A 21070-nucleotide genomic window follows, 5' to 3' on the forward strand; every position below is an offset into this window, starting at 1 on the left:
CCGTGTGAGCACGACCCGGCCGGCGGCCCGCCCGGCCCGACCCGACGGGAGCCCCCGGATGACCATCGCACCTTCGCATCCGCCCGCCGCCCGGTCCGGCCCGCGCATCGGCGTGCTCGGCTCCTACGGCGGTTTCAACACCGGCGACGAGGCGATCCTCACCTGCGTCCTGGGCTGCCTGCGCGCCCACCGGCCGGACGCCCACCTCGTCGTCCTCAGCCGGAACGCCGAGCACACCCGCGCCCATCACGCCGAGGCCGACGAGGTCGTCGACTGGGAGGGCGTCAGCCGCAACCACGTCCTGGACGTACTGCCCCGCCTGGACCTGCTGGTCCTGGGCGGCGGCGGCCTCCTCTTCGACGGCGAGGCCCGGCGCTACCTGCGGCTGGTGCGCGCCGCGCAGGACCGGGACGTGCCCACCTTCGCCTACGCCATCGGCGCCGGTCCGCTGCGGGAGGCCGAGGACCGGGAGGCGGTACGGACCGTGCTGGCCGACATGGACGACGTGGTGGTACGGGACGAGGAGTCCCGGCTGGTCCTGGAGGAGGTCGGCCTGGAACGCGAGGTCACCGTCACCGCCGACCCGGCTCTGCTGCTGCGCCCGGAGCCCTTCACCGACGCCATGATGCGCGACGAGGGCGTGCCCACCGACGCCCGGCTGGTGGGGATGTCGGTACGGGAACCGGGGCGGGCGGCCGAGGCGCTGGACGAGAGCGACTACCACGCGCTGCTCGCCACCGTCGCGGACTTCCTGGTGCGGCGCCTGGACGCGCACGTGGTGTTCCTGCCGATGGAGCGGCACGACGTACGGCACGCGCACGCCGTGCTGTCCCACATGACCGCGCCGGACAAGGGCCGCATCCTGCACGGCGCCTACAGCCCGGGGCAGGTCCTCGGCCTGATGCGCCACCTGGACCTGGCCGTCGGCATGCGGCTGCACTTCGTGATCTTCGCTGCGCTGACCGGCGTACCGGTGCTGCCGCTGCCCTACTCCGGCAAGGTGTTCGACTTCGCACGGCGGCTCGGGGCTCCGGCGCTGGTGGGCGTGGCGCGGGAGCAGGCCGGGCTGCTGCTGGCGGAGGTCGACCGGCTGTGGGACGAGTATCCGCGGCGCGAGGAGGACCTCAGGGCGCGGATGCGGGAGCTGACGACGGCCGCCCGCGAGACCTGTGTGCGCTGCGGCTCGCTGCTGGACGCGGTCGGCGGCGGACGGGGCCCGGACGGGGCGCTGTCCGGCGCGGCCGAGCCCCGGCCCCTGGAGGTGTGATGCCCGTTCTGCGCGAACCCGGTGAGCCGCGCACGGTGACCCTGCCGCCGCGGTCCGCCCAGCACGGGGGCCGCTGCGACGTGCTGGTGGTGGGCGGCGGTCCGGCCGGGTTCGCCGCGGCGCTGGCGGCGGCCGACGCCGGGGCCGACGTGGTGCTGGTGGAGCGGTACGGGTTCCTCGGCGGCAACGCGACGGCGGCGCTGGTGATGCCGCTGATGTCGTTCCACAACGAGCACAAGCAGGCGGCGTTCACCGAGGCCGGGGACGCCTCCCGGCTGCTGCCCACCGACCACGGCGAGGGCGAGCCGGTGGTCGCGGGCGTGCTGTGGCGGCTGCTGGAACGGCTGATGGAACGCGGCGGCTGTCTGCGCCCGACCCCGAGGACCGGCTACACCGTCCCCTTCGACCCCGAGCTGTTCAAACTGACCCTGCTGGAGATGATGGACGAGTCCGGCGTGCGGATGCTGTTCCACGCGTTCGCCTCGACGGCGCTGAAGCTCGACGACGGCTGGCGGGTGGTCTTCGAGACGAAGTCCGGCCCCGTGGTGATCGACGCCGGGGTGGTCGTGGACGGCACCGGGGACGGCGACGTCGCGGCGGCCTGCGGGGCACCGTACGAGATCGGCCGGCCGGAGGACGGGCTGGTGCAGCCGATGACGCTGATGTTCCGGATGGCGGACTTCTCGCGGCCGGACTTCGCGGAGTACGTGCGCGAGCACCCGGACCAGTGGCGCGGGGTGCACGGGCTGTGGGACCTGGTGGAAGAGGCGCGGGCCGACGGCGACCTGCGGCTGCCGCGCGAGGACATCCTGTTCTTCGCGACGCCGCACCCGCACGAGGTGAGCGTCAACTGCACGCGGGTGACCAGGGTGCTCGGCACCAGCGTGTGGGACCTGACCCGGGCCGAGTACACCGCCCGCCGCCAGCTCGCCCAGATCGACCGGTTCCTGCGCGCCCGGGTGCCCGGCTTCGAGGCGTCGTACGTGGTGCAGAGCGGCGTGCACGTCGGCGTCCGGGAGAGCCGGCGGGTGCTCGGCGACTACCAGCTGACGGGCCACGACATCCTGGCCGCCCGTCCCTTCGCGGACGTCGTCGCGCACGGCGCGTACCCGGTCGACATCCACAACCCGCGCGGCTCCGGGACGGTGCTGAAGCGGGTGCCCAGGGGCAGCTTCTACGACATTCCGCTGCGCTGCCTGCTGCCGCGCGGCACCGACCGGCTGCTGGTCGCCGGGCGCTGCATCTCGGGGACGCACGTCGCCCACTCGTCGTACCGGGTCATGCCGATCGCCATGGCCACCGGCCAGGCGGCCGGGGTGTGCGCCGCGCTGACCGTCCGGCACGGGCAGGGCCCGCGGGGGCTGCCGTACCGGCTGGTCCAGCGGGAGCTGCTGCGGCAGGGGGCGCGGCTGCGGATCGACCAGGCGGAGGGCGCCTGACCGCCGCCGGTCAGTGGCCGGGGGCCGCCGTGCTGATGCCGCCCAGGGCCGAGCGGGGGTCCTCGCGGGGGTCCTCGGCGGCGGCGAGGTCACCGAGGCTGACGATGCCGACCAGGTCGCCGCCGTGCTCGACGACCGGGAGGCGGCGCACGGCGTACCGGCGCATCAGCTCGGCCGCCCGGTCGGTGGTGTCCTCCGGGGTGAGGGTCACCACGGGCGGCGGCGTGCACACGGAGCCGACCCGGGTGTCGTCGGGGTCGCGGCCGTCGGCGACGGCCCGCAGGACGATGTCACGGTCGGTCAGCACGCCGAACAGGTCGCGGTCGTAGGCGACGAGGACGTCCCCGACGTTCCCTTCGCGCATCAGCTCGGCGGCGTGGGTCACGGTGGTCATGGGCTCGACGGTCGCCGTGGCGGGCGACATCACGTCCCGGATGCGGTGGGTCATGGCGGGCGCCTCCCGGGCGCTGTGGCGGTGCCTGTGGTGCCGTGTCTGTGGCGGCGGGGCCTGTGGTGGCGTGTCTATGGCGGCGGGGCCTGTGCCGGCGGTGCCTGTGGTGATGTCCGTCTTCGACCGCGTTGCCGACATCGGCCCGGTCAAACCGGCCGGCCGGCGGGGAACGGCTCCGCGACCCGCGGGTCAGGGCCGGTCGAGCACCCGGCCGAGGGCGGTCAGCCAGTCGTCGACCGGGCCGAACGTGAGCACTCCGCTGCCCGCGCCCGCCAGTTCACCGGACGCGGGCAGCAGCCTGTCGTACGTCCGCCGCAGCGCCGCCCGGTCGCCGAGCGCGAGGGCGAGCGCGGCCTCGGCGCAGCACAGGGCCTCGTAGAGGAGGTCGGGCGGTGGTTCGGGCAGGTTCCGCAGGGCGTCGCGGGCGGCCGGCCGTTCGCCCTCGGCCAGGAGCGCGAACGGCTGTGCCCAGGGGCGGTAGGGGCCCCAGTCCGTCTGCCGGTCGACCCGGGGCGGCAGGCCCCGGGACAGCCGCAGACCGAGCAGGGCGAGCGGCAGCAGGCCGCGTTCCAGGCCCGGCATCCGGGCGCCGTCCAGGCGCGCGGCGGCGGCCCGGTACCCGGCCTCGGCACGGTCGTACGGGGCTTCGCCGGCGGCCTGGCGCAGGGCGCGGTACCAGTCGGTGAAGACGGCCACCAGGGGCCGTTCGTGCCGGGCGGCCAGCCGGTCCGCGGCGGCGGCGTGCTCGTCGGCGCCGGCGAAGTCGGCCAGGGCGGAGCGCGCCTGGAGGCGGACGAGGTGGCCGAGGACCTCGTAGGTGACCAGGGCGTGGCGGGCGGCGAGGGCGACGAGTTCGGCGCCGATCGCGTCGCGGCGCCGGGCGGTCCCGGCGGTGGTGCAGGACTGCATGTAGGTGCCGTTGAGGGCGAACGCCAGCAGCGCGGGGTCGTCCAGGTTCCGGGCGATCTCCTCGGCCGCGCGCGCTGCCTCGGGGCCGCGCGGTGACCGTACGCCGCGGCTCTCCAGGGCGACGGTGGCGAGCAGGCGGCAGCGGGCGGGGGCGGCCGGCGGGGTGTCCGGGAGGACGGCGAGGGTGCGTTCGGCGGCCTCGACGATCCGGCGGGCCGCCTCGGGGTCGTCGCTGCGGGTCCAGTTGGCGGGGACGTCGTAGGTGCCGATGACCCGGGCGGTCAGTTCGGCGTCGCCGGTCTCCTCGGCCGCGGCGACGGCCGCCGGACGGTGCAGCCGGGCGGCCTCCAGACCGTCGCCGCCGGTGACGGCCAGGGCGCGCAGCAGGCCGACGGTGGATTCCAGGCGGGCCCCGGAGCCGGCGGCGACCGCGCGGTCGTACGCCCGCGTCGCCCGGGTCCACAGCCGGGCCGCCGCCTCGGCCGGTTCGGCGGACGGGTCCAGGGCCGGGTCCTGGGCGAGGACGCCGGCCTCCAGGCGGCGCAGCCGCGGCCCCGGCTCGATGCCCAGCTCCCCGGCGAGGCGGGCGCGGGCCCGGCGCAGTACCGCGAGGGCGTCCGCCTGCCGTCCGGTGCGGTACAGGGCGAGGGCGAGCAGCCGCCACGCCTCCTCGCGCCAGGGGTGGCCGTCCAGGTGGGCGTCGAGGTCGGGGACGGCCTCGGCGGCGCGGCCCAGCTCCACCAGGAGTTCCGCCCGGCGCTCGACGGCGCCGAGCCGCAGTTCGGTCAGCCGGGACCGCTCGCCCCGCGCCCACTCCTCCCCGGCGAACTCCGCGTACGCCGGTCCCCGCCACTCCCCCAGGGCCGCCGCGAGCCGGTCCGGCGCCTGCGCGGCGGGCAGCCGTCCGGCCGCCGTGACGGCCGCCTCGAAGCGCCACGCGTCCACCGCGTCCGCCGCCGCGCGCAGCGCGTATCCCGGACCCTCGGTGACCAGCAGCCGGGCCGGGGCGCGGCGCGGCCGGTCCGGTTCCAGGGCCCGGCGCAGATCCCCGACGAAGGTGCGCACCGCTCCCACGGCCCGCGCGGGCGGTACGTCCCACAGGTCCTCGACCAGCCGGGCCACCGGGACGGTCCGCCGCCGGGCCAGCACCAGCCGGGCCAGCACGGCGCGGTGCCGGGGTCCCCGCAGGGCGAGCGCCCGGCCGTCGCGCTCGGCCGTGACGGGCCCGAGCACCCCGAAGGTGACCGTCTCCATGTTCCGTCCGACCTGTTCCGTTCGCTTCCGACCAGGTCACCACCGTACGCGCGCTGATCGGTTGCTGATTCGCGCCCGGCAGGGTCAGGGGTGCGCGAAGGACCGCTGAAAGGAACGCACCCCTCATGACACCGACCCTCCCCGGCTTCTCCTACGACCGGGTTCCCGTCGCCGACGGCGTGGCGCTGAACGTCGCCGTCGGCGGCTCCGGCAGCCCCGTCGTCCTGCTGCACGGCTTCCCGCAGACCCACCTGATGTGGCGGCACGTCGCCGCCGGCCTGGCGACCGAACACACGGTCATCTGCCCCGACCTGCGCGGCTACGGCGCCAGCGACAAGCCGGCCGACCCGGACGGCACCGCGTACGCCAAGCGGACGATGGCCGCCGACGTGGTCGCCCTGGCCCGGGCGCTGGGGCACGAGCGGTTCGCGCTGGCCGGGCACGACCGGGGCGCGCTGGTGGCCGTCCGGGCCGGGCTGGACCACCCGGACGCGGTGACGCACCTGGCCGCGCTGGACGTGCTGCCGACCCTGGACATGTGGGACGTGCTGCACGGCACCACCGCCGCCGTCGGCTTCCACCTCTATCTGATGGCCCAGCCGCCGGGGCTGCCGGAAACCCTGATCGGCGGCGCGCCGGACGCGTTCTTCGGTCACTTCCTCGACGTCTGGACCCGCGCCCCGGAGGCCCTCCCGGCCGACGTGCGCGCCGCGTACCTCACGGCGTCCCGGGAGGCGGTGCCGTCCATCGTGGCCGACTACCGGGCCTCGGCCGGCATCGACGTCGACCACGACCGGGCCGACCGGGAGCGCGGCAACCGGCTGCGGATGCCGGTGACCGTGCTCCAGCAGGACTGGGGCGCGGCCCTCGGCTACGACGCCGCCGCGCTGTGGCGGGCCTGGGCCCCGGACCTGCGGCATCTCACCGTGGACTGCGGGCACTTCATGGCGGAGGAGGCGCCGGCGGAGGTGTCGGGGGCGCTGCGGGAGCTGCTGACGCGGTAAAGGAGTCCCCAATCCCCGGCGGACACGCGCGTCGCGTGCTTGCCTGGGGGCATGGTTTCCACCGACCGTCTGCTGGCCTTCGCGGCCCTGTCCGCCCTGCTGATCGTGGTCCCCGGCCCCAGTGTGCTGTTCGTGGTCGGCCGGGCGCTGGCCCAAGGCCGCCGGGCGGCGCTGACCACGGTCGTGGGCAACACGCTCGGTTCCTACATCCTCGTCGTCGCGGTCGCCGTGGGCGTCGGGTCGGTGGTGGAGCGCTCGGTCGTCGTCTTCGCCCTGCTGAAGTTCGCGGGCGCCGCCTACCTGGTGTACCTGGGTGTCCGGGCCTGGCGTGAACGCCGTTCCCTGCGCGGGGCGTTGACCGCGCCGACGGCGGCGCGTGACCGGCGGCGCACCTTCCGGGAGGGGTTCGTGGTCGGGGTGACCAACCCCAAGTCCGTGGTCTTCTTCGCCGCGGTGCTGCCCCAGTTCGTCGATCGCGACGCGGGCTCCGCGGCCGCGCAGATGCTGGTGCTCGGGCTGGTCTCCAGCGTCATCGCGCTGACCTGCGACAGCGTCTGGGGGCTGCTGGCGGCCTCGGCGCGCGACTGGTTCGCGGACTCGCCCCGCCGGCTGTCCCTGGTCGGCGGGGCGGGCGGACTGGCCATGGTGGGACTCGGGGTCACCGTGGCCGCCACCGGCCGGACGGACTGACCCGGCGTCAGGCGACGACGAGCTAGCCCCTGCGTACTCGGCGAGGCACCCCGGGCTGCGCAGGTCGTCGTGGACGCCGCGACCTGGTGGTCCACCGGGTTCCCGTCCGCACGCCGCCACCCGAACCCGTACCTGCCCGGGGCCGGGTCCGGGCAACGGCAGGTCCTCGGCTCAGGAGGACGCCTGGTCGCTGTCCTTGTGGGCGCCCCAGCCGTGCCAGCGCTCGACCTCGATGAGCGCGCTGACCCGGGACCGGACCCGGTCGGGGTAGGCGCCGCCGGTGTAGTGGGTGGCGATGCGGTCGATGTCGGCCAGGCCCTCGTCGTCGCGGAACTCGGCGACCCGGCCGATGAGGGTGACGTGGGTGTACCAGTCCTCCCCGTCGAGGACGGTGAGGGTGACCCGCGGGTCGCGGCGCAGGTGTCCCAGGCGTACGCGCCCCTCGTCGAGGCTGATCAGGACCCGGCCGTCGTCCTCCCAGACATACCAGGTCGGCGTGGAGACGGGGGTGCCGTCGGAGCGGAGGGTCGCCATGACGCAGGGGTTGGCGCGGCGCAGCATCTCGACGGCGTCGGCGGGCAGCGGCGGCTTGGACATACGGACTCCTTGGTCGTTCTGGTTCTCGGTCGCTCTGGTTCTTGATCGTTCCCATTCGCCGGGGCGGCACCCCCGCTCCCGGTCAGTCGGACGGCCGCTCGGTGAAGCTGGCGTAGTACGCGGCGGCCATGTCCTCGTCGCCGTGCCCCTGCGCGGCGGCCCGGGACAGGCGCTCGGCGCCCGCGGCGGCCACGTCCAGGCGGACGCCGCCCCGTTCGCCGGCCTCGACGATCAGCCGGGCGTCCTTGGCGGCCGTGTGCACGGCGAACTGCGCGGGGGTCAGCCTGCCCTCGCGGATCAGCGCGGCCTTGGCCCGCAGATAGCCCATGTCGAGCCCGCCGCCGGCGATGGCGTCGAAGAAGTGGTCGGGGTCGACGCCCAGCGCCCCGGCCAGCGCCAGCACCTCGCCGGCCGCGTTGGTGGCGGCGATGACCCAGCTGTTGGCGACCAGCTTGAGCCGGGTGGCGCTGCCGGCGGCGCCGTCCTCGCCGGTCCACACGGTGCGGTTGCCCACCGCGTCGAAGACGGGCGTCACCGCGTCCCGCGCCTCGGCCGGTCCGGCGGCCAGCACCAGCAACTGGCCGGCCTCGGCGGGCTGCCGGGTGCCGAGCACCGGGGCGTCGAAGAAGACGAGGCCGTGCTCGCGGGCGAAGCCGGCCAGGTCGTCGAGGGCGTCGACGCCCGCGGTGGTCGACTGCACCCAGGCGGCGCCGGGGCGCAGGCCGGGCGCCGCCTCCCGCATGACGTCGAGGGCGGCGGGGCCGTCGTGGAGCATGGTCAGGACGACGTCCGCGCCCCGCACCGCCTCCTCGGCCGTGCCGGCGACGTGCGCGCCGTCGGCGGCGAGCGGCTCGGCCTTGGCACGGGTGCGGTTCCAGACGCGGACGGTATGTCCGGCGCGGGCGAGGTTGCGGGCCATCGCGGCGCCCATGATGCCGGTGCCCAGAACGCTCACGGTGAGCTGGTCGGTCATGAGGTCGGCTTCCTCCTCCAAGGGGTCACGCGTACGGGGATCAGCCTGCCACCTGGCCGCGGGCGGCCCGGACCAGCCCGTCCAGCCAGGCCTGGTGGCCGTTGAGCATCGGGTTCGGGGTCTGTCCCGCCAGGTCGGCGGCGGGCTTGCCGAACTGCGACTCCTGGGTGAGGATCCGCGTCCGGCCGCCGGGCAGGTCCGGCTCGACGTGCTGCACGCCTGGCTGGTGGAGGAACTCGACGACGCGAGCGTCCAGCGGCGGGAACCCGAAGGTGCCGAAGGCGAAGCGGACGCCGTCGGCCGGCTCGGGGCCGTCGCCGTCCGGGAAGGAGAGGTCGGCGACGTTGTCGTAGTACGACTCCCAGGTGGAGGTGTCGACCAGGAACCGCCACGCCCGGGACGCGGTGACGCCCTGGACGATCACCTCGTTGGAGACGAAGGTGTCGCCGGTGCCGGGCAGGTACCGCTCCGGCCAGTCGATCGCGTGCTGGGTGGTCATGGGGCCTCTCTCGGTGCTCCTGGCTGCATGCTGGCCGCTCGCGCGGCGCGCTGCCACTCGGCGACGCCTTCGACCGTAGGCCGGGCGCCATCGGCGTACCAAGAGGAGCCCCGACGGCCGCCATCGGTCCTCCGATGCCCCAGCGGCCGCCGGCACGCCCGCGTCCCGTACGGTACGGCCGTGACTGCCTTCACCGATCAGAGCCCTGGGACCGAGGGGGACGCCCCCGGCCGCCACGGCCCGCACGCCACCACCGAGGCCGACGTCCGCGCGGTGGGCCCGGTGCGCACCGAGTACTCCCCCGCCTACGACGGCGACCCCGACCCGGGCGAGATCGTCTGGACCTGGGTGCCCTACGAGGAGAACGACGGCCGGGGCAAGGACCGCCCCGTGCTGGTGGTCGCCCGCGAGGCGGCCGGCACCGTGCTCGCCGTGCAGCTGTCCAGCAAGCGGCACGACGCCGACCGGGACTGGGTGCCCATCGGCAGCGGCCCGTGGGACCGTTCGGGCCGGGATTCCTGGGTGGACACCGACCGGGTGCTGCGGCTGCACGAGGCGGGCATGCGGCGGGAGGCGTGCGCGCTGGACCGGATGCGGTTCAACCTCGTACGGCACCGGCTGCGGGAGCGCTACGGCTGGAGCTGAGCCCCGTCGAACGTCCGCTCGAAGGCGGCGCGGACCGTGCCGCCCGCGGTGCGGTCCAGGATGCCGAAGACCACGTGCGAGAACGCGGACGCGAACCGGCCGCCGGGTCCGAGCAGCGCCTGGAACGCGCCCGCGACCTGGGCCGGTTCGTTGCGGAAGACGCCGCAGCCCCACGCGCCGAGGACGAGTCGGCGGTGCCCGTGGGCCACGGCCGTCTCCAGCACCCGCTCGGCGCGGACGGCCAGGGCGCGCGGCAGGCCGGCGGCGCGGTCCGGCGCCGTGCGCAGCACCACGCCCGCGTTGGGCGCGGCGGCGGTGAGGAAGGCGGCGGTGTACGGCTCGTCCAGCAGCCGGCCGCGGTCGTCCCGGAAGACGGGGACGGCGGGCGAGTACACGACGCGGTCGGTGTAGAACGGGTCGCGGTGCGCCCGGTGGTGGTCGTAGAAGTCGCGGGCCCGCAGCAGGCAGGTGTAGAGCGCGGAGGCCCGGCACAAGGCCTCCTCCTGGGCCTGGGCGCCGTTGAGGTAGCCGCCGCCCGGGTTGCGCGCCGAGGCGAAGTTGAGGACCGCGGTATCACCGCCGAGGCGGCGCGCGGCCTCCAGGCTGCTCTCACCGGTGACCTCGATGCGTGTCGTCACGGACGGGATGTCCGGGACGGGGACGGGCTCCGGCCCGTGCAGGCGGGTGCCCGCCCGGGCCGCCGCCACGGCCGCCGCGATCCCCACCTCGCGTCCGTCGGACGCGCGGTAGGCGCCCGCCGCGACGATCTGCTCCGTCCGCTGGGCGATCTCCCGCAGGCGCGCGCTCACGGCGCCACCCCCGTGGACGCCGTGACCGCGGACCGCGCGGTCTCCCCCGTCGTGCTCATGAACGCATCGTGAGCGATGCTGGTCGTGCGGTGCAACGGAGTTTTCGCACTCTTGTGCCGTGCCGCGGGAAGGTCTTGGGTGGGACGAGTGCGGCCCGGCCGTCCGGCCGGAACCCGTCGACATGGTGGAATCTCAGGAGGATCCCGACATGTCAGAATCGTTCAGTGGCTGTGAGAGGCCACGCACCGCCGTCAGCGAGGCCGAGGTCGAGGCACTGGTCCGCGGCATCGCCTTCAAGACCGGTCCGCCCCGCCGTCTCGGGGTGGAACTGGAATGGCTCGTCCACGAGCTGCGCGACCCGCGGCTCCCCGTCACCCCCGGACGGCTCGACGCGGCGTACGCCGCACTGCGGTCCGTCCCCCTGGCGTCGGCGCTCACCGTGGAGCCCGGCGGTCAGCTGGAGCTCAGCTCGCCGCCCGCCGCCTCCCTGACGGACGTCGTCGACACCGTCTCCGCCGACCTGGACACCGTCCGCGCGGTACTGCGCGAGGACGGTCTGACCCTGGCCGGCCTCGGCCACGACCCGTGGCACCTCCCTCCCCGCTTCCTGCGCCAGCCGCGCTACGACGCCATGGAGGCGTGCCTGGACCGCACCGGTCCGGAAGGCCGCCGCATGATGCGGGCCACCGCCTCCGTGCAGGTGTGCGTGGACGCCGGGTACGAGGAGCCCGGCCCGCTCGGGCAGGTGCGGCGCTGGTGGCTGGCCCATCAGCTGGGCCCGGTCCTGGTGGCCGCGTTCGCCAACTCGCCGCTGACCGCCGGGCGCCCCACCGGCTGGCGGTCCACCCGGCAGCTGTACTGGGAGCGGATCGGCCCGGGCCGGGCGGGCGGCCCCCCGCTGGACACCGACCCGTCCGGCGCCTGGGCCCGGCACGCGCTGGACGCCCCGGTGATGTGCGTACGGAAGGACACGGGACCGTGGGAGGTCCCCGACAGGCTCACCTTCCGGGAGTGGACCCGGTCGCGGTCGCCCAGGCCGCCCACCGCGGACGACCTCGACTACCACCTCACCACGCTGTTCCCGCCGGTCAGACCGCACGGTCACCTGGAGCTGCGCATGATCGACGCGCAGCCCGGGGACGACGGCTGGCTCGTGCCGCTCGCGGTGACGGCGGCGCTGTTCGACGACCCGGAGGCCACCGAGACCGCCTACCGGGCGGTGAAGCCGCTGACCGAGCGCACCGGCGGCCGGCCCGCCCCGCACAACCCGCTGTGGCGGGACGCGGCCCGGCTCGGGCTCGGCGACCCGGAGCTGCGCGAGGCCGCCGCCGTGTGCTTCGCGGCGGCGCTGCGCGCGCTGCCCCGGCTCGGCGCCGGCGCCCGGGTGACGGACGCCGTCGCGGCGCACCTGGACCGCTATGTCGCGCGGGGCCGGTGCCCCGCCGACGACCTGCTGGACGAGCACCGGAAGGACCGCTCTTGATGACCGACCCCACCCACGACGCCGAGACCCTGCGCGAGCGGGCCCTGGCCACGCTCGTCACCGCCCGCGACCGCACCACGCTGCTGACCAGCTGCGTGGCGGAGCCGGACCTGACCGCGCAGCACTCGCCGCTGATGTCGCCACTGGTGTGGGACCTCGCCCACATCGGCAGCCAGGAGGAGCTGTGGCTGCTGCGGGCGGTCGGCGGGCAGGAGGCGATACGGCCCGAGATCGACAGTCTCTACGACGCCTTCGAGCACCCGCGCGCCGAGCGCCCCAAGCTGCCGCTGCTGTCGCCCGAGGAGGCCCGCCGGTACGCGGCCGAGGTGCGCGGCCGGGCCCTGGACGTGCTGGCGGGCACCGCCTTCCACGGGACGCGGCTGACGGAGGCGGGCTTCGCCTTCGGGATGATCGCGCAGCACGAGCAGCAGCACGACGAGACGATGCTGATCACCCATCAGCTCCGCCGGGGTCCGCAGGCCCTCACCGCGCCCGATCCGGACCCGGTGCCGCTGTTCACCGGCCCCGCCGAAGTCCTGGTCCCCGGCGGCCCGTTCACGATGGGCACGTCCACCGAGCCGTGGGCGCTGGACAACGAACGGCCCGCGCACCGGCGCGAGGTGGCGCCGTTCCACATCGACACGACGCCGGTCACCAACGCGGCGTACCAGGCGTTCATCGACGACGGCGGCTACACCGACCCGCGCTGGTGGACCGCCGAGGGCTGGGACCACATCCGCCGCAGCGCGATCACCGCGCCGCTGTTCTGGCGCCGGGACGGCGGGCAGTGGCTGCGCCGCCGGTTCGGGGTGACGGAGGCGGTGCCGCCCGACGAGCCGGTGGTGCACGTGTGCTGGTACGAGGCCGACGCCTACGCCCGCTGGGCCGGCCGGCGGCTGCCCACCGAGGCCGAGTGGGAGAAGGCCGCCCGCCACGACCCGGCGACCGGCGGCTCGACGCGCTACCCGTGGGGCGACGCCGACCCCGGCCCCGAGCACGCCAACCTCGGCCAGCGGCACCTTCGCCCGGCGCCCGCCGGCAGCTACCCGGCCGGTGAGTCGCCGCTCGGGGTACGGCAGTTGATCGGCGACGTGTGGGAGTGGACGGCGAGCGACTTCCTGCCGTACCCGGGGTTCCGGGCGTTCCCGTACAAGGAGTACTCGGAGGTGTTCTTCGGCCCCGAGCACAAGGTGCTGCGCGGCGGTTCGTTCGCGGTGGACACGGTGGCCTGCCGGGGCACGTTCCGCAACTGGGACTATCCGATCCGGCGGCAGATCTTCGCCGGGTTCCGCACGGCCCGGTCCGCGGAGGCCGTCTGATGTGCCGTCACCTCGCCTACGTGGGGCCCGCGCTGTCGCTCGGCGGGCTCCTCGTGGCGCCCCCGCACGCCCTGTACCGCCAGTCGTGGGCGCCGCGCCGGCAGCGGTACGGGACGGTCAACGCCGACGGGTTCGGCGTCGGCTGGTACGCCGAGGACGACCCGGTGCCGGCCCGGTACCGGCGGGCCGGGCCGATCTGGGCGGACCGGTCCTTCGCCGACCTGGCCCGGGTGGTGCGCAGTACGGCGGTGCTCGGCGCGGTGCGCGACGCCACCCTGTCCGGGGCGGACGCGGAGGCCGCGGCGGCGCCGTTCGCCGCGGACGCCTGGCTGTTCAGCCACAACGGGGCGGTGCCCGGCTGGCCCGGCTCGCTCGCCGGTCTGGTGCCGTCGCTGCCGCCCGAGGCGCTGCTGTCCCTGGAGGCCCGCAACGACTCGGCGTTCGTGTGGGCGCTGGTCCTCGGCCGGCTGCGGACCGGCGTCCCCCAGCCCCGCGCACTGGCCGGCACGGTCCTGGAGGTCGCCTCGGCGGCCCCCACCGCCCGCCTCAACCTCCTCCTCACCGACGGGGACACGATCGCCGCCACCGCCTGGGGCGACACCCTGTGGTACCTGGCCCGGCCCGGCGGCGGCACCGTCGTGGCCTCCGAGCCCTACGACGACGACCCGCACTGGCAGGAGGTACCCGACCGCACCCTGCTGACGGCGAGCAGCGCGGAGGTGCTGCTGACGCCGATCGAGGAACCGAGCGACGACCGTTCCCCCGCACCCGCCGAGGAACCGAGCGACGCCCGCACGCCCGCACCCGCCGAGGAGTCCCGTACGTGAGCACGTTCCGCATCACCCGCATCCTGCCCGAGGACGCCACGGACGCCGCCCTGCGCGCCGACGTCCTGGCCGGTCTGACGGGCAGCCCCCGCACGCTGCCGCCGAAGTGGTTCTACGACGCGCGCGGCAGCGAGCTGTTCGAGGAGATCACCGCACTGCCCGAGTACTACCCGACGCGTGCCGAACGCGAGATCCTCGCCGCCCGGGCCGGCGAGATCGCCGCGGCGTCCGGCGCCCGCACCCTGGTGGAGCTGGGCTCCGGCTCCTCCGAGAAGACCCGGTACCTGCTGGACGCGCTGACCGGACTGCGCGCCTACGTGCCGGTCGACGTCAGCGAGAGCGCCCTCGACCAGGCCGGACGGGCGATCGCCGCCGAACGGCCGGGGCTCGTCGTCCACGCGCTGATCGCCGACTTCACCGCCGCCCTGGAGCTGCCGGACACGCCGGGACCCCGGCTGCTGGCGTTCCTCGGCGGCACCATCGGCAACCTGCTGCCCGCCGAACGGTCCGCGTTCCTCGCCTCGGTCCGCTCCGCGCTGGGCCCCGGCGACACGCTGCTGCTCGGCACCGACCTGGTCAAGGACGAGGCGGTGCTGGTCCGGGCGTACGACGACGCGGCCGGGGTGACGGCCGCGTTCGACAAGAACGTGCTGTCCGTGATCAACCGCGAGCTGGACGCCGACTTCGACCTCGCCGCCTTCGACCACGTGGCACGCTGGGACGCGGAGCGCGAGTGGATCGAGATGCGGCTGCGCTCCCGCACCGCGCAGACGGTGAAGGTCCAGGCGCTCGACCTGGCCGTGGAGTTCGCGGCCGGGGAGGAACTGCGGACCGAGGTGTCGGCGAAGTTCCGCGAGGCGGGCGTACGCGCCGAACTGGCGGCGGCGGGCCTGGAGCCGGTCCACTGGTGGACGGACCGGGAGGGCCGCTTCGCGCTGTCCCTGAGCACGGTGCGCTGACGGCGCCGGGCGCCACCGGGCGCCACCGGGCATACCGCCCGTCACCCGGCTTCACCGGGCTTCACCGGGTTTCACGGGGCTTCACCGGGCTTCACCGGGCTTCACCGGACGCTCGGGTCGAGGAGTTCGGTGACCCGGTCGGCGGCCCGGCGGGCTTCCGGGGCCGGGGCGGCGCCGGTGAGCACGTTCGTCATGTACTCCTTGATCGGGTTGTCCGCCTCGACCGCGCCCCACTGGGGCGTGGTCGGGGTGGCCCGCCCGTGCGCGGCCCCGGCCGCCATGGCGGCGACGCCCTCCTCGCCCGCGACGGCGCCGGCCAGGGACTTCTTGTTCGGCACGTAGTTCATGGTCCGGGCCAGTTCGGTGTTCCACTTCTTCCCGGTCAGCGCCTCGACCACGGCGACGGCGGCGTCCCGGTCGCCGGTGTTCTCCGCCACGACCAGGTCGGAGCCGCCGGTGAAGACGGCGCCCGGGGTACCGGCCTTCCTGCCCGGGACGGGGAAGAAGCCCAGCTCGTCCTCCAGCCCGGGGTTCTCCTGGAGGATGGCCTGGGCCGCGCCCGGCACCGCCACGATCTGCGCGACCTCCTCCCGGGCGAACACGCCCGCCTGCGGCGGGTGTTCCTCGTCGGCGCCGACGGGACCGTCGCCGAGCGCCTGGAGCCGGCGGTAGAACTCCATGCCGCGCAGGGCGGCGGGGCTGTCCAGGGCACCTTCCCAGGAGCCGCCGCCGCGCTGCCGGGCCAGTTCGCCGCCCTCCTCCCAGATGAAGCCGGCGAGCGTGTACCAGTCCTGCCCGGCCAGGTAGATGCCCTGGGTGCCGCTCTCGTCGAGCCGTTCGGTGACGTCGAGCCACTCGTCCCGGGTGCGCGGCGGCCGGCTGATGCCCACCCGCTCGAAGAGGTCCTTGCGGTAGATGACGACGCGGTTGGCGGCGTACCAGGGGATGCCGTACTGCTGGGACTGCCACGCGCCCGGTTCGGCCAGGCCCGGCAGCCAGTCGCGGATGCCCCAGTCCCGCATCGACTCCAGCGTCAGGTCGAGCAGCCCGCCGCCCTCGGCGTACGTGGGGACCTGGGTGTTGCCGACCTCGATGACGTCGGGCCCGTCCGCGCCGTCCGCCGCCAGCGCGGCCCGCACCTTGTCGACGACGCCGGTCCACTCCTGGAGGCGCAGGTCCAGGGTGATGCCGGGGTGGGTGCGGGCGAAGTCATCGGTGAAGCGGTCCAGGTACTCCTGCGAGGCGCTGCCCTTCATCAGCCACACGGTGACGGTGCGCCCGCCGGAGTCGTCGTCCCCGACCAGGCCGCAGCCGCCGAGCAGGAGGGCGGCGGCGGGAACGAGGGCGAGCAGGCGACGACGTCTCACGAGGGGTCCTGTTCTGTCCGGAACACGGCGAAGGGACACCCGACATGGGGGGACGAGCCCGTGGCTCGAACGGGTGCCTGGATTTTGGTCCGTACCAATGCCGGGGTCAAGGGTCTCCGGCACATCGCCCGACATGTCGCGCGCCGGCGCGGCGTGGGGCACCGTGGAGTGATGACGAACCACACCTATCGCGTCACGGAGATCGTCGGCACCTCGCCCGACGGAGTGGACCAGGCCGTCCGCAACGGCCTCTCCCGCGCCTCGGAAACCCTGCGCCACCTGGACTGGTTCGAGGTGACCCAGGTCCGCGGCCAGATCGAGAACGGCCAGGTGGCCCACTGGCAGGTCGGCCTGAAGGTGGGCTTCCGCCTGGACGAGTGAGCGCCGCCCCAGGAACCCGCACCCCAGGGAGCCGCCCCCGCCCGCCACCGCCCGCCGCCACCACCCCGCTTTGTAAATGGCATCCATTTTCATATAGCTTCCTCGGTGACCTTGCCACGCCCCGACCACCGAGGAGCACGTCCCCATGGCCGTCCCCAAGCGGAAGATGTCCCGCAGCAACACCCGCCACCGCCGCGCCCAGTGGAAGGCGGCCGCCCCGGCCCTCGTCCCGGTCACGGTCGACGGCGTCCGCCACCTCGTCCCGCAGCACCTGCGCAAGGCGTACGAGCGCGGGCTGCTGCACCCCGAGGACTGACCGCCGCGGGAATGCCCCCACCCACGGGACGTTGAACCACGTGTGAGCTCACTGACCGCCCGGACCCCGTTCTCCGTCCTCGACCGCTCCCGCACCCGCGAGGGACACCCGCCCGGCGAGGCGCTGCGCGACACCGTGCGGTTCGCGCGGGAGGCCGAACGGCTCGGCTATCACCGGTTCTGGGTGTCCGAGCACCACGGGGTGCCCGGCGTGGCCGGTTCGGCGCCGACCGTACTGGCCGCCGCCGTCGCCGGGGCCACCCGGACCATCCGGGTCGGGACGGGCGGCGTGATGCTCCCCAACCACCGGACCCTCGTCGTCGCGGAGCAGTTCGGCGTACTGGAGTCGCTGTTCCCGGGCCGGATCGACATGGGGCTCGGCCGTTCGGTGGGCTTCACCGACGGGGTGCGCCGGGCGCTGGGCCGCTCCCTCGACGACGCCGGCGCCGACCGGTTCGCCGAGCAACTGGCGGAGTTGCTCGGCTGGTTCGAGGGCACCTCCGCCACCGGCGCGCACGCCCGCCCCGCCGAGGGCCTGACCGTGCCGCCGTTCGTGCTGGCGATGGGCGAGGGCGCGGCCGTCGCCGCCCGCGCGGGCCTGCCGATGGTCGTCGGCGACCTGCGCGACCGCGACCGGATGCGGCGCGGCATCGACCGCTACCGCGACACCTTCCGGCCCTCCCCCTGGAGCCGGGAGCCGTACGTCGTCGTCTCGGGCACGATCGCCGTGGCGGCCACCCCCGAGGCGGCCCGGCGGTTGCTGCTCCCCGAGGCGTGGTCCATGGCGCACTCCCGCACCCACGGCACCTTCCCGCCCCTGCCGCCCGCCGAGCGGGTCGAGGCCCGGACGATGACCGCGAAGGAGCGCGGCTTCTACGAGGCCGGTCTCAGCGGCCACCTCGCCGGCACCGAGGAACAGGTCGCCGACGGACTGGAGACCCTGCTGGAGGAGACGGGCGCCCAGGAGGTGCTGGTCACCACCAGCACCTACGACCGCGCGGCCCTGTACGACTCCTACCGGCGGCTCGCCCGGATCGTCGGGCAGCCGGTCCGGGGCGGCCGGGACCACGCCACGGGCCACGCCACGGGCCTTCCGGAGACGGCCGCCGGCGGCGCGGCGCTCCGCTGAGGAGGGCGCCACGCCGCCGGGGCGGTCCGGGTCACTCGCGGCCCGGCCGCCGGATGTCGTCGACCGTTCCCTCGGTCTCGATCCGCTCCTTGCGGACCCGGCCCCGGACGGTCTCGTCCTCGACGCGTTCCTCGGTGGTCAGCCGCACGCGTTCCACCGGTACCGTCTCGGTCTCCACCACGGGGTGTTCCTCGTACAGGGTGACCTCGTGCTCGGCCTCGCTGATCTCCGGGCCGGAGAGCGCGGCGTCACGGTTGGCCTCCGTGATCGGCTCCCGTTCCAGGCGCACCTCCTCGTGCCGCACGGGAACGGTCTGCTGCACGTCCTCGGTGACCACGTACTTGCGCAGCCGGGCCCGTCCGGTCTCGCGCCGCTCGACGCCGATGTGCAGCCGCTCCTCGGAGAGCGTCATGGCATCGTCGTCGTCGCGCAGGCCCGTGCGGTCCGTGCGGCCCCGGCCGGCGGTGCCCGCCATACCCGCCGTACCGGCCACGCCCGCCGTACCGGCCGCCGCGGCGGTACCCGTGCCCGTGGTGGTGCCGGTGCCCGGACCACCGGACGCCTCGGCCTCGGACAGCACGCTGTCCCAGTTGACACCGTAGTACTCGTAGAGACGGTGCTCCTCGCTCGCCGACAGGTGCCCGCCCGCGTCGATGTCGACGTTGGGCGCGCCCTTGACCTGGTCCTTGGGGTAGGGAACCTCGAGGTGGTCCTCGACCAGGGTCGCGTCGTGGATGGGGATGAACGACTCGCTGGAGCCGAACATGCCGGTCCTGACACTGACCCACTCGGGGCGCCCGGTCATGTCGTCGAAGAAGACGTGCTTGGCGTCGCCGATCTTGTTGCCGTCGCCGTCGTAGACGGGATGGTCCAACAGCATCGTGATCTCTTCGCGGGTGATCATCTTGGCCTCACCCTCCTTCTGGAGTGACGCTTATCTGGTTTTCCGCATCAAGAGACAGAAAACGGCACATACGTCACAAATTTGCGCAAACTTTTCGAGTGTGCTTTCCCGTGGTGACCGGCGCCGGCGCCCCCGTCCGCCCCTTCGGCGGCCCGGGCGAGGGCCCGGCGGTCGGAACAGGCCCCGGCGGGAACCACCGGCCGTACCCGCACCTCGGCCACCAGGCCGCGCGCCGACGCCACCCGCCACAGCGAGGCGAGCAGGGTGTCCTCGCCGACGAAGGCGGGCGTCGTGCTCACCGTCCGCCCGTCCTCCAGGTAGCGGATGCGCACCGGCTGGACCGGCACGCCCGCGTCCAGCGCGGCCTGGAACACGGCCCGGCGGAACGGCCCCCCGGCCCGTCCGCACCAGGTGCTGCCCTCGGGGAAGGCCGCGACCGCGGCGCCGCCGCGCAGTTCGGCCGCGATGCGGGCGACGGTCCCGGGCAGTGCCCGCAGCCGGTCCCGTTCGATGAACAGCACTCCCCCGCGGGCGGCCAGCCACCCGGCCACCGGCCAGCCGCGGACCTCCGTCTTGGCCACCATCCGCGCCGGACGGACGGCGGCGAGCAGCGGGACGTCCAGCCAGGACACGTGGTTGGCGACGAGCAGCAGCCCCCCGGCGGGCGGTGCGCCGCCGGTGATCCGGACCCGGACGCCGCAGGCCCGTACGATCCACCGGCACCACCGGCGCACCAGGGCGGCGGGAAGGCGGTGTCCCACCGGTGTCAGCGCGATCCCGGCCAGCAGCAGGACCCCGACGGCCGTCAGCCGCAGCACGGCCCGCGGTACGGCCGCCGCGGTCCGCGCCCGTTCCACGCACGCCTCGGGGGTGCAGGGCGCGCCGGGCAGCCAGACGCTCACCGGGCGGCGGGCGCGAGCGAGAGGAAGTGCCGCAGGTAGCGCGGGTTGACCCGGCTCATGGGCAGCAGCACGTACAGGTCGGCGACGCCGAAGTCGGGATCGTGCGCGGGTTCTCCGCAGACCCAGGCGCCGAGCCGGAGGTAGCCGCGCAGCAGGGCCGGCACGTCGGTGTGCCCGGCCGGCGTCCCGGCGTGCGGGATCCACGGCAGCAGCGGCCGTACCCGGTACTCCTCGGGGGCGAGGTTGCGCTCCCGTACCCGGTCCCAGGTGGCCGACGCGAGGGCGCCGCCGTCGGCGAGCGGGATGGAGCAGCAGCCGGCCAGCCATTCGTGGCCGCGGTCGGTCATGTAGCGGGCGATGCCGGCCCAGATGAGTCCGATGACGGTGCCGTCGCGGTGGTCGGGGTGGACGCAGGAGCGGCCGACCTCGACCAGGTCCGGGCGGATCGGGTCCAGCGCGGCCAGCTCGAACTCGCTCTCCGCGTAGAGCCGTCCGGCGACCGAGGCGCGCTCGGGCGGCAGCAGCCGGTAGGTGCCGACGACCTGTCCGCTGACCTCCTCACGGACCAGCAGGTGGTCGCAGTACGCGTCGAAGGAGTCGATGTCGAGGCCCGGCTGCGGGCCGGACAGCAGCGCCCCCATCTCCCCGGCGAAGACGTCGTGCCGCAGCCGCTGCGCGGCCCGGACCTCGTCCTCGTCGCGGGCGAGGGAGACGGTATAACGGACGGGTGCCGCGGGCTGCGGGGGACGGTCGACGGTCAGTACACCGCTCATGACTGCTCTCCTGGTCGAGGGGCCGGGCTCGGCTCAGTTCTTCCGAGCCTGGCTGTCCTGCGCATGACCAGCGCCGGGAGAGCGGATGTGCGCTTGCTGAATGCCGGGGGCGCGGAACGCGAGACGGGGCCGGGAGGAGCACCTCTCCCGACCCCGCCCGTCCGCACGATTTCG

At 75.0% G+C, this 21070-nt stretch carries 22 protein-coding genes; 12 read left to right on the forward strand and 10 right to left on the reverse strand.

The window, feature by feature from the left end:
• Window positions 1-58: 58 nt before the first annotated feature.
• Both ACIQR3_RS07030 and ACIQR3_RS07035 read left to right on the forward strand, forming a co-directional pair.
• Entirely contained in the window at window positions 59-1267 is a 1209-nt protein-coding gene (locus tag ACIQR3_RS07030; protein ID WP_403535216.1) for a polysaccharide pyruvyl transferase family protein, read from the forward strand.
• Entirely contained in the window at window positions 1267-2706 is a 1440-nt protein-coding gene (locus ACIQR3_RS07035) for an FAD-dependent oxidoreductase (protein ID WP_403535219.1), read from the forward strand. The genes ACIQR3_RS07030 and ACIQR3_RS07035 overlap by 1 nt, the downstream gene beginning before the upstream one ends.
• 10 nt (window positions 2707-2716) lie before the next feature.
• Here ACIQR3_RS07035 and ACIQR3_RS07040 read toward each other — a convergent pair whose 3' ends face one another.
• Window positions 2717-3154 (reverse strand): CBS domain-containing protein, encoded by a 438-nt coding sequence (locus tag ACIQR3_RS07040; RefSeq protein WP_403535222.1) that lies wholly within the window; start codon window positions 3152-3154, stop codon window positions 2717-2719.
• A 192-nt stretch (window positions 3155-3346) separates the two neighbouring features.
• The gene (locus ACIQR3_RS07045) at window positions 3347-5320 is read right to left on the reverse strand and encodes a BTAD domain-containing putative transcriptional regulator (RefSeq protein ID WP_403535225.1); all 1974 of its coding nucleotides are present in this window, start codon (window positions 5318-5320) and stop codon (window positions 3347-3349) included.
• A 125-nt stretch (window positions 5321-5445) separates the two neighbouring features.
• Between ACIQR3_RS07045 and ACIQR3_RS07050 the strand changes: the two genes are divergently transcribed.
• Together ACIQR3_RS07050 and ACIQR3_RS07055 are read left to right on the forward strand one after the other, a co-directional pair.
• The gene (locus tag ACIQR3_RS07050; protein WP_403535227.1) at window positions 5446-6324 is read left to right on the forward strand and encodes an alpha/beta fold hydrolase; all 879 of its coding nucleotides are present in this window, start codon (window positions 5446-5448) and stop codon (window positions 6322-6324) included.
• 51 nt (window positions 6325-6375) lie between these two features.
• A complete protein-coding gene (locus tag ACIQR3_RS07055; protein ID WP_403535230.1) occupies window positions 6376-7014 on the forward strand; it encodes a LysE family translocator in 639 nt (212 codons plus the stop codon).
• 171 nt (window positions 7015-7185) lie between these two features.
• On the opposite strand, the gene ACIQR3_RS07060 is transcribed toward ACIQR3_RS07055, so the two are convergent.
• The 3 genes from ACIQR3_RS07060 to ACIQR3_RS07070 form a co-directional block, all read right to left on the reverse strand.
• Window positions 7186-7611: a PPOX class F420-dependent oxidoreductase gene (locus tag ACIQR3_RS07060; protein WP_403535233.1), complete on the reverse strand. Its 426-nt coding sequence runs from the start codon at window positions 7609-7611 to the stop codon at window positions 7186-7188.
• An 82-nt stretch (window positions 7612-7693) separates the two neighbouring features.
• Entirely contained in the window at window positions 7694-8584 is an 891-nt protein-coding gene (locus ACIQR3_RS07065) for an NAD(P)-dependent oxidoreductase (RefSeq protein WP_403535236.1), read from the reverse strand.
• Window positions 8585-8624: 40 nt separating this feature from the next.
• The gene (locus ACIQR3_RS07070) at window positions 8625-9083 is read right to left on the reverse strand and encodes an SRPBCC domain-containing protein (protein WP_403535239.1); all 459 of its coding nucleotides are present in this window, start codon (window positions 9081-9083) and stop codon (window positions 8625-8627) included.
• A gap of 180 nt (window positions 9084-9263) precedes the next feature.
• Between ACIQR3_RS07070 and ACIQR3_RS07075 the strand changes: the two genes are divergently transcribed.
• Window positions 9264-9728, forward strand: a complete 465-nt coding sequence (locus ACIQR3_RS07075) for a type II toxin-antitoxin system PemK/MazF family toxin (RefSeq protein ID WP_403535242.1) — start codon at window positions 9264-9266, stop codon at window positions 9726-9728.
• Here the strand turns inward: ACIQR3_RS07075 and ACIQR3_RS07080 are convergent.
• Window positions 9713-10537 carry a TIGR02452 family protein gene (locus ACIQR3_RS07080; RefSeq protein ID WP_403535245.1) on the reverse strand — a complete coding sequence of 275 codons (825 nt, stop codon included), beginning with the start codon at window positions 10535-10537 and terminating at the stop codon, window positions 9713-9715. The genes ACIQR3_RS07075 and ACIQR3_RS07080 overlap by 16 nt on opposite strands.
• Window positions 10538-10745: 208 nt before the next feature.
• Between ACIQR3_RS07080 and egtA the strand changes: the two genes are divergently transcribed.
• Genes egtA through egtD form a run of 4 tightly spaced genes read left to right on the forward strand, consistent with a single transcriptional unit; the run spans window position 10746 to window position 15125 of the window.
• Window positions 10746-12020 carry an ergothioneine biosynthesis glutamate--cysteine ligase EgtA gene (gene egtA, locus ACIQR3_RS07085; protein WP_403535248.1) on the forward strand — a complete coding sequence of 425 codons (1275 nt, stop codon included), beginning with the start codon at window positions 10746-10748 and terminating at the stop codon, window positions 12018-12020.
• Window positions 12020-13339: an ergothioneine biosynthesis protein EgtB gene (egtB, locus tag ACIQR3_RS07090; protein ID WP_403535252.1), complete on the forward strand. Its 1320-nt coding sequence runs from the start codon at window positions 12020-12022 to the stop codon at window positions 13337-13339. Before egtA ends, egtB begins: the two co-directional genes overlap by 1 nt.
• Window positions 13339-14166, forward strand: a complete 828-nt coding sequence (gene egtC / locus ACIQR3_RS07095; protein ID WP_403535254.1) for an ergothioneine biosynthesis protein EgtC — start codon at window positions 13339-13341, stop codon at window positions 14164-14166. The genes egtB and egtC overlap by 1 nt, the downstream gene beginning before the upstream one ends.
• Window positions 14163-15125 carry an L-histidine N(alpha)-methyltransferase gene (gene egtD / locus ACIQR3_RS07100; RefSeq protein ID WP_403535257.1) on the forward strand — a complete coding sequence of 321 codons (963 nt, stop codon included), beginning with the start codon at window positions 14163-14165 and terminating at the stop codon, window positions 15123-15125. The genes egtC and egtD overlap by 4 nt, the downstream gene beginning before the upstream one ends.
• Window positions 15126-15226: 101 nt before the next feature.
• On the opposite strand, the gene ACIQR3_RS07105 is transcribed toward egtD, so the two are convergent.
• The gene (locus ACIQR3_RS07105; protein WP_403535260.1) at window positions 15227-16492 is read right to left on the reverse strand and encodes an extracellular solute-binding protein; all 1266 of its coding nucleotides are present in this window, start codon (window positions 16490-16492) and stop codon (window positions 15227-15229) included.
• A gap of 171 nt (window positions 16493-16663) precedes the next feature.
• On the opposite strand from ACIQR3_RS07105, the gene ACIQR3_RS07110 reads away from it, so the two are divergent.
• The 3 genes from ACIQR3_RS07110 to ACIQR3_RS07120 all read left to right on the forward strand — a co-directional run bounded on the left by ACIQR3_RS07110 (window position 16664) and on the right by ACIQR3_RS07120 (window position 18317).
• Entirely contained in the window at window positions 16664-16873 is a 210-nt protein-coding gene (locus ACIQR3_RS07110; RefSeq protein WP_215166045.1) for a dodecin, read from the forward strand.
• 145 nt (window positions 16874-17018) lie between these two features.
• Window positions 17019-17189, forward strand: a complete 171-nt coding sequence (rpmF, locus tag ACIQR3_RS07115; RefSeq protein ID WP_403535263.1) for a 50S ribosomal protein L32 — start codon at window positions 17019-17021, stop codon at window positions 17187-17189.
• 42 nt (window positions 17190-17231) lie between these two features.
• Window positions 17232-18317, forward strand: a complete 1086-nt coding sequence (locus tag ACIQR3_RS07120) for an LLM class flavin-dependent oxidoreductase (protein ID WP_403535266.1) — start codon at window positions 17232-17234, stop codon at window positions 18315-18317.
• Between the two features lie 31 nt (window positions 18318-18348).
• Here the strand turns inward: ACIQR3_RS07120 and ACIQR3_RS07125 are convergent, their stop codons facing one another.
• The 3 genes from ACIQR3_RS07125 to ACIQR3_RS07135 are packed head-to-tail and all read right to left on the reverse strand — an operon-like array spanning window position 18349 to window position 20896.
• Complete coding sequence (locus tag ACIQR3_RS07125) at window positions 18349-19221, reverse strand: DUF2382 domain-containing protein (RefSeq protein ID WP_403535269.1); 873 nt, start codon at window positions 19219-19221, stop codon at window positions 18349-18351.
• A 47-nt stretch (window positions 19222-19268) separates the two neighbouring features.
• Window positions 19269-20123 (reverse strand): lysophospholipid acyltransferase family protein, encoded by an 855-nt coding sequence (locus tag ACIQR3_RS07130; RefSeq protein WP_403535272.1) that lies wholly within the window; start codon window positions 20121-20123, stop codon window positions 19269-19271.
• Complete coding sequence (locus ACIQR3_RS07135; RefSeq protein ID WP_403535274.1) at window positions 20120-20896, reverse strand: GNAT family N-acetyltransferase; 777 nt, start codon at window positions 20894-20896, stop codon at window positions 20120-20122. Before ACIQR3_RS07135 ends, ACIQR3_RS07130 begins: the two co-directional genes overlap by 4 nt.
• Window positions 20897-21070: the final 174 nt, after the last annotated feature.

The sequence above is a fragment of the Streptomyces sp. NPDC090994 genome (assembly GCF_044768905.1).
Taxonomy (GTDB): Bacteria; Actinomycetota; Actinomycetes; order Streptomycetales; family Streptomycetaceae; genus Streptomyces.